The following is a 6,759-nucleotide window of genomic DNA, read 5'->3' as shown; positions in this document are numbered from 1 at the left end:
CTGGGGTTGCTGGACCGGCTGGTCGACTCGGGCAAGTCGGTGATCGTGATCGAGCATCACCAGGCGGTGATGGCGCACGCGGACTGGATCATCGACCTGGGCCCCGGCGCCGGCCACGACGGCGGCCAGATCGTCTTCCAGGGCACTCCCGCCGACCTGGTCGCCGACCGCACCACCCTCACCGGCCAGCACCTCGCCGACTACATCGTCACCACGTAAGGTCGGGCAGTGCCTTCGACGCTGCGGACCGACCGGCTACTCCTGCGTCGCTGGAAAGACGGCGACCGGGAGCCTTTCGCCGCGCTCAACGCCGATCCCGAGGTCATGGAGCATTTTCCGGCTCCATTGACCCGCCGTGAAAGCGACGCGCTCATCGACCGGATCGAGACCGATTTCGAAGAGGACGGTTTCGGTCTCTGGGCCCTGGAGGTCGCGCAGACGGGCCGGTTCATCGGATTCACCGGCCTGACCGTTGTGCGTTTCCAGGCGCCCTTCGTCCCCGCCGTGGAGATCGGCTGGCGGCTCGCCCGCTCCGCCTGGGGCCACGGCTACGCCACCGAGGCGGCCCGCCGCGCCCTGCGCGCCGGGTTCGACGACTTCCATCTCGACGAGGTGGTCTCGTTCACCAGCACCGCCAATCTGAAATCACAGGCCGTCATGAAACGCATCGGCATGACTCACGATCCCGCCGGCGACTTCGACCATCCCCTCGTCGACGACGGACACCGCCTGAAACGCCACGTCCTGTGGCGCACAACCGCCACCGCCCTCACCGACCCGGCCCGTTTCACCGCCATTTGAGCCGTCTACCGTCGCGGGTCACATCGTGTCGAACAGGTTGGGCCGGCCCTCGCGGAAGCGGCGGGCGTCGAGTTCCTTGAGGCCGTCCAGCTCCGGCGGCTGGTACAGCGGCCACACCCGAACCGGCTCGGCGGGGGAGTCGGCCGCGTCCAGCAGCGCGTTGACCGCGGCCCGCCCGGACTCGTTGGCGCCCTCCATGGTGGCGAGGTCGACGCCGGTCCGGACATAGTCGCCCGCCATGAACAGGTTCGGGATCCTCGTGCGGGGATGCGGCCGCTTCGCCCAGCTCCCGACCGTGTTGACCATGAGGGGCTCGTCGTTGGCGTTGCGCCCGGCGGAGCGGTCCCAGCTGATCGCCGGGTCGAGGAACCACGAGTGCACGAGGTCGCCGGGCAGGACGGAGCGGCCCGTGTCCTCAAGGTGGTCCTTCATCTGCGCCCACGCCTCCTCGGCGATCTGGGCGGGGGTGCACCTCTTGGCGGGCTTGCCGTGGACGATGCCCGGGGTGTCCCAGTCGGAGATGTCCAGGGACAGGCAGTCGGCGACGTTCCCGTCGCCGTACTCGCCCGGGATGTCGCGGTCCCACAGGCGGCTCTGCAGGACGGCGGTGAGCTGCCACGGCGAGTCCATGAAGTTGACCTCCTGCGGGATGCCGTCGGGGGTGCGGCGCAGGAAGAACTGCAGGCCGTTCATCCACTCGGTGTGCAGGTCCTTCAACGACTCCAGACCCGGGTCCAGGGCCAGGACGGCGGGGGACAGCAGCGCCCGCGCCCGCTCGACCGGCATCGCGCTGACGAACCAGTCGGCTTCGTGGACGCGGCGGCGGCCCGCGGCGTCCACCAGCCGGACGGACTGGACCCGCCCGGACGCGATCTCCAGGGCCTCGGCCGTCTGCCCGACCTCGAACCGCACCCCGCGGTCACGCAGGTGACGCACCCAGGGGTCGATCCACGCCTCGTTCGTCGGCGCGTTGAGCATCCGGGCCAGGCCGCCGTCGGCGCCGAGGCCGATGCCCGACAGCAGGAACGCCTGGCCCATGGCGCCGACCGTCCTGGTGCTGGCGACCTTCTCCTTGACGGCGACGAGACCGCGCGTCAGGAACCGCGCCACGATCGCCCGGTAGTCCTCGGACTTGCCCTCCGCTCGCACGTAGTCCCACCACGTGACGTGTTCCCACTGCCCCAGGCGCCGCTCGTCGCTGCTGGTCGCGTAGACGATGAAGCGGTTGACGAACAGGGCGATCTCGTCCGGGGGGAGGGCGGCCGCCTGCTCCATGAGGCCCTTCAGCGTCTCCGTGAGCAGGCCGAGGTCCAGGCCGCCGCCGTCCGGGGCGGTGAACTCGGGAACGATGATGTCGGAGCGGCCGCCGTTGCGGGAGATCCGCGTCGACGACAGCGGGAACATGTTGTCGTGGACGCCGTTCGCGTTGCCCGGGAACGGGATCCGCCGCATCGAGTCGGGGACGTTGCGGTAGAAGCCGGGGAAGAACCGGAAACCGTGCTCGCCCTGCAGATCCTTCCGGCCGCCCTTGCCGGTGCCCTCGACCGGGATGCTCCGCGCCTTCCCTCCGAGCGCCTTGCGTTCGAAGACGGTGACGTCGAAGCCCCGTTCCACCAGTTCCTGCGCGGCGGCCAGGCCGGACATGCCGCCGCCCAGCACCGCCACCGTCCGCTTCCGCCCCGGCGCCGCGTGCGCCGACGCGGCGGGCAGCAGCGTCGCCGCGCCCACGGCGGCCGTTCCGTACAGCATCCGCCGCCGCGAGATCGCCGCGTCGCCGCCATGTGTCGGGTGCTCATCGGGCATGGTCGCCGTCCTCTGGGGTGATGGAGTGCGAGCGGGGGGTCAGGAGCGCGGGAGCCGCGCCTTCAGCGTCCGGATGTGCTCGATGAGGCCGATCGAGCCGGGGACGGTGCGGCCGACCGACTCGGGCAGCGCGAGCAGGCCGACGTCCAGGATGAACGGGTCGACGACGTGGAAGCTGCGCTTGAGCCCCGGCCGTTTCCCGATGAGGCCCTCCGGCGTCGCGAGCAGGGACGATTCGCAGGTCAGCGTGGTCGTCTCCGGATAGGAGAACAGGCCGGACACCCGCCAGTCCGACAGCTTGATCGTGCTCATGCAGCCGTAGGTCTCGCGGTGCGTCACCCGGCCCACCACGCCCTGCCACGTCCCGTCGCCCTTCACCACGCCGCCGAGCAGGGTGGCCGTGCCGTCCGGCTCGTGGGAGACGCCCCATTCCCAGCCGGAGTAGCGCTGGTCGAGCACGTTGAAGTCGCCCCAGTTGTGGTCGTGGTAGCCGCGCCACCCGTCCACGTTGATGGGGGACGACGCCCCGGGAGGCTGGAGCCAACCGTCCACATGGCTCGTGGCCACGGGCGACGTCCAGTACATCGTCTGGCCGCCGTCATAGCGGATCGGGCCCCCGGTCACCCCTGGCAGCGCGTTGTCGAACCAGATGTCGGCCTTGGCGAAGAGGCCGTGCCACGTCAGGTGGTAGGCGCCGCGCTCCTCGTCGTAGACGAGGTCGCCGGCGCTGCTGCGCACGACCGGGCCGTCGGCGGCCGTCACGTCGAAGGCCGGCTCCGGCAGCACCGTCTTCCGCCCGTTCTCCGGGTACCAGAAGATCACCGCTATGGGGACCGGCGCGGTGAAGAGCATCGCGATGAACGTCCGTCCGGTCGCGGGGTCCATGACGTGCGTGTACCACCACTCGGTGGCGGACCCGGGATGCGGCCCGTCGTCGCTCGGCTCGGCGAGCTTGCCGGGCACCTGCGTCAGGTCCGAGCGCGTGATGTCGGTGCGCGGGATCCAGGAGCCGGGATCGTCCCCGGTCCCGGCGCGCGTGGGACTGGCTGTGACCGCGACCAGCGCCGTGACGGCCAGCACCAGTGCGAACAGGACGGCGAGGTGCCGGCGGGGGGTGCCGTGACGTACCACGTTGAGCCTCCTTGGCCGAGCCCCCCGTGACGTCCGGCCCCTGGTGTGGAGCCGTGGACCGAGTGTGATTCGGTCGCCGGACGCTGTCAAGCACTGTGTCGACACACTGTCCGATGGCGGCCGGTGCAGGGTACGCTGCCGCCATGGCATCCACCACGCGGCCGCGCCGGAAGGTCCGTGAACGGCGCGAGGACGTCCGGCAGCGCGTGCTGCGGACCGCCGCGGAGATGATGGCCGACGGGACCCCGTACACCGAACTGCCCGTCCAGCGCATCGCCGAGCGCGCCGACGTGGCCAGGTCCACCTTCTACCTGCACTTCCCCGACAAGAGCCTGCTGCTCATCGCGCTCGCGGAGCAGGCGGTCGAGGCGCTGTTCGGCGAGGCCGTGATCTGGTGGCGGGCCGACCACTCCGGGGGCGTCGACGGCGTCGCGCACGCCATGCGGCAGATGATCGCCGCCTACCGCGAGCACCGCCGCGTCCTGGACGCCCTGTCCGAGGTCGCCGGGTACGACCCCGACGTCGCGGCCTTCTGGCGCGACCGGATGCGGCGGTTCACCGAGGTCGTGCAGGACCGGCTCGACGCCGAGCGGCGCGCCGGCACCGTCGACCCCGGCATGGACGTCCCGACCACCGCGCTGGTGCTGATCTGGATGGTGGAACGGACCATTCAGGCGCACTGCCGCCATGACGAGGGCCCGGGCGACGAGCGGATCGCCCGCACCCTGGCCCGCTCGATCTGGCTCACGGTCTACGGCGCGCCCCCGCCCCCACCTTGATCTGGACAACTGTCCAGACTAAAGTCCGCTTATTCGCGAAGCGGCCGGGCCGACGCCCCCTGATCCAAGGAACAGCCCATGGACGACCTTCCTGAACTGGGCTTCTACGGTCTGGCCGGGCATTCGGCCACACCCCGCGACCTGCTCGCCGAGGTCGCCGAGGGCGAACGCCTGGGCCTCGGCTCGGTCTTCCTCTCCGAGCGGTTCGCGACCAAGGAGGCGGCCGCCCTGTCCGGCGCGGCGGCCGCCGTCAGCGAGCGGATCGGCATCGCGACCGCCGCCACCAACCACAACACCCGGCACCCACTGCTGACCGCCACCTTCGCGACGACCATGCACCGCCTGTCCGGCGGCCGCTTCGCGCTCGGCCTCGGCCGCGGCTTCGACATGCTCTTCGACGTCATGGGCCTGCCCCGCGTCACCACCGCGCAGCTTGAAGACGTCACCGGCATCCTGCGCCGCCTGTGGCGCGGCGAGGCGGTGGCCGGGCACGACGGCCCCGCCGGGAACTTCCCCTACCTCCTCCAGGACCCGTCCTTCGACGAGGACATCCCGATCATCCTGACCGCGATGGGGGAGCGGACCCTGGAGTTCGCCGGCCGCGTCGCCGACGGCGTCGTCCTGCACACCTTCTTCACCGACGAGACCCTCGCCAAGTCCGTCGCGACCATCCGCCGCGGGGCGCTCGAAGCCGGCCGCGACCCCGCGTCCGTCCGCGTCTGGTCCGTCCTGGCCACGGTCGGCGACCACCTCGACGAGGAGCTGCGCCTGCGCAAACTCGTCGGCCGCCTCGCCACCTACCTGCAGGGGTACGGCGACCTCCTGGTACGCGTCAACGGCTGGGACCCCGGCGTCCTGGCCCGCTTCCGCGCCGACGACCTCGTCACCGGCTACCCCGGCGCCTTCGACGCGATCGGCACGACCGAGGACCTGCTCAACGTGGCCGGCCTGATCCCGGACGAATGGCTCACCGCGTCCGCGACCGGGACCCCCGACCGGTGCGCCGCCCGCGTCGTCGACCAGTTCACCGCGGGCGCCGACGGCGTCATCCTGCACGGCGCGACCCCCGCCGAACTCGCCCCGATCCTCGACGCCTACCGCCGCGTCCGCCCACCCGGCCGCGCCGCCCACCCCCGCAACCCGGGCCGCTCGTGAAGATCATCGCCGGCCCGGAGGACCTGACCCCGGCGTGGCTCACCGAAGTCCTGAACACGAGAATCGACCGGGTCGACCTGGAGCCCGTCGGCACCGGCCAGATCGGCTCCTGCTTCCGCGTCACCCTGACCGGCGAGGCCCCCGCCCGCCTGATCGCCAAACTCCCCGCCGCCGACCCCGCCGCCCGCGCCCTCCTCGGCGGCGCCTACCGCACCGAACTGCTCTTCTACCGCGAGATCGCCGAAACGGTCACGATCCGCACCCCGCACTGCCACCACGCCGCCATCGACCCCGAGACCTCCAACTTCGTCCTCCTCCTGGAGGATCTCTCCCCGGCCGCCCAAGGCGACCAGCTGACCGGCTGCTCACCCCGGCAGGCCCACACGTGCATGCGCGCCCTGGCCGGCCTCCACGGTCCCCGCTGGTGCGACGAAACCCTCCTGGCCATCGACGGCCTGCACCACAACACCGAGACCGACGCCTCCACCCTCGCCGAGGTCTACGCCCCCGCCGTCGAAACGTTCATCGACCGCTTCGCCGACCGCCTCCACCCCGCCGACCGGGACACCCTGCGCCGGACCACCGAGACCATCGGCCCCTGGCTCCTGGCCCGCCCCGAACGCTTCGGCCTCGTCCACGGCGACTACCGCCTGGACAACCTGCTGTTCCCCCCGGACGACACCACCGCGACCACCGTCGACTGGCAGACCCTCACCATCGGCCTCCCCGCCCGCGACCTGTCGTACTTCCTGGCCACCAGCCTCACCACCGAGGACCGCCGCACCCACGAACGCGACCTGGTCGCCCGCTACCACGACGCCCTCCTCACCCACGGCGTCACCGACTACCCCCTGGGCCTCTGCTGGGACGACTACCGCTTCGCCCTCCTGCAGGCCCCCCTCATCACCGTCCTGGGCTGCGCCTACGGCACCCCCACCGAACGCGGCGACGCCATGTTCCTCACCATGGCCACCCGAGCCTGCACCACGATCCGCGACCTCGACACCTTGAACTAGAGCCCCTGCGCCACCGGGCCAGCGCCCAGAAACGGCCCGCCGGTGCCGGGCCGTGTCTCGGTGAAGCCTGGCGG

Annotated in this window: 6 protein-coding genes and 1 pseudogene; 5 read left to right on the top strand and 2 right to left on the bottom strand. The window is 71.5% G+C overall.

The genetic code is table 11. From position 1 onward, the window contains the following. Both AB0C35_RS41310 and AB0C35_RS41305 read left to right on the top strand, forming a co-directional pair. Positions 1-219 (top strand): annotated as a pseudogene (locus AB0C35_RS41310) (hypothetical protein); the annotation flags it as partial. Between the two features lie 9 nt (positions 220-228). Further along, positions 229-801: a GNAT family N-acetyltransferase gene (locus tag AB0C35_RS41305; protein WP_358468463.1), complete on the top strand. Its 573-nt coding sequence runs from the start codon at positions 229-231 to the stop codon at positions 799-801. 18 nt (positions 802-819) lie between these two features. Here the strand turns inward: AB0C35_RS41305 and AB0C35_RS41300 are convergent, their stop codons facing one another. Beyond that, positions 820-2,604, bottom strand: coding sequence for an FAD-dependent oxidoreductase (locus AB0C35_RS41300; RefSeq protein ID WP_358468460.1), 1,785 nt, complete (start codon positions 2,602-2,604; stop codon positions 820-822). Between the two features lie 39 nt (positions 2,605-2,643). After that, the gene (locus AB0C35_RS41295) at positions 2,644-3,735 is read right to left on the bottom strand and encodes a hypothetical protein (RefSeq protein WP_358468457.1); all 1,092 of its coding nucleotides are present in this window, start codon (positions 3,733-3,735) and stop codon (positions 2,644-2,646) included. Between the two features lie 143 nt (positions 3,736-3,878). Here AB0C35_RS41295 and AB0C35_RS41290 point away from each other — a divergent pair, with 143 nt between their 5' ends. From AB0C35_RS41290 to AB0C35_RS41280, 3 genes are all read left to right on the top strand, one after another. Next, entirely contained in the window at positions 3,879-4,514 is a 636-nt protein-coding gene (locus AB0C35_RS41290) for a TetR/AcrR family transcriptional regulator (protein ID WP_358468454.1), read from the top strand. 78 nt (positions 4,515-4,592) lie between these two features. Next, positions 4,593-5,669 carry a TIGR03857 family LLM class F420-dependent oxidoreductase gene (locus tag AB0C35_RS41285; protein ID WP_358468451.1) on the top strand — a complete coding sequence of 359 codons (1,077 nt, stop codon included), beginning with the start codon at positions 4,593-4,595 and terminating at the stop codon, positions 5,667-5,669. After that, positions 5,666-6,685, top strand: coding sequence for an oxidoreductase family protein (locus AB0C35_RS41280; RefSeq protein WP_358468448.1), 1,020 nt, complete (start codon positions 5,666-5,668; stop codon positions 6,683-6,685). Before AB0C35_RS41285 ends, AB0C35_RS41280 begins: the two co-directional genes overlap by 4 nt. The last annotated feature ends 74 nt before the right edge of the window (positions 6,686-6,759 follow it).

Origin of the sequence: Spirillospora sp. NPDC048819 (genome assembly GCF_040650055.1) — a bacterium.
Taxonomy (GTDB): domain Bacteria; phylum Actinomycetota; class Actinomycetes; order Streptosporangiales; family Streptosporangiaceae; genus Spirillospora.
This window is presented reverse-complemented; position numbering and strand designations above follow the sequence as displayed.